Genomic DNA, 545 nt, shown 5'->3' with positions numbered 1-545 from the left:
CGTCGAGGTGCGCGAGGCCGCCGTGGCCACCACCGCCGGCGTCGCCGACGACTTCACCGTCACCCTCGCCGACGGCACCGTCGAGCGCTCCCGCCGGCTCGTCCTGGCCACCGGCCTGCGCGACGAGGTGCCGGACGTGCCCGGGCTGGACGCACTGTGGCACGAGGGGGACCTCGTGGCCCACTGCCCGTTCTGCCACGCCACGAGATGGCCGGTCGCGTCGTCGGCGTGCTGGGCGCGGAGCGGGCCGAGCAGCTCGTCGCGATGATGGCACCGGTCGCCGGGTCCCTGGTCGTCCTCGCCGGTGGCGAGGCCCTGGACCCCGCGGCGTCGGCCTCGCTCGCCGAGCGGGGGCCACCGTCGTGCCCGGCAAGGTCGAGCGGGTCGAGCGCGACGGTGACGGGCTCGCCGTCGTCGTCGAGGGACGGGACCCGGTGCGCCTCGGCGGCCTCTTCGTCGGCCCGACCAACCGCCAGGCGGCCCCGTTCGCTGAGCAGCTCGGCCTGGGCCACGCTGCCGTCCGGCGGCGTCGAGGTGGACGTCAT

At 76.9% G+C, this 545-nt stretch carries 1 protein-coding gene and 1 pseudogene; both read left to right on the top strand.

Annotated features, from left to right (window positions below; all coding sequences use genetic code 11):
* Positions 1-268 (top strand): annotated as a pseudogene (locus tag AC2W7G_RS18285) (hypothetical protein); the annotation flags it as partial.
* A 94-nt stretch (positions 269-362) separates the two neighbouring features.
* A partial coding sequence (locus AC2W7G_RS18280; protein ID WP_485869685.1) for a hypothetical protein occupies positions 363-545 on the top strand: 183 nt, incomplete at its 3' end.

Source organism: Aeromicrobium sp. PFPM2_SD2, assembly GCF_057364525.1.
The sequence above is the reverse complement of the archived record's forward strand: the minus strand, read 5'-3'. Positions and strand labels throughout refer to the sequence as shown.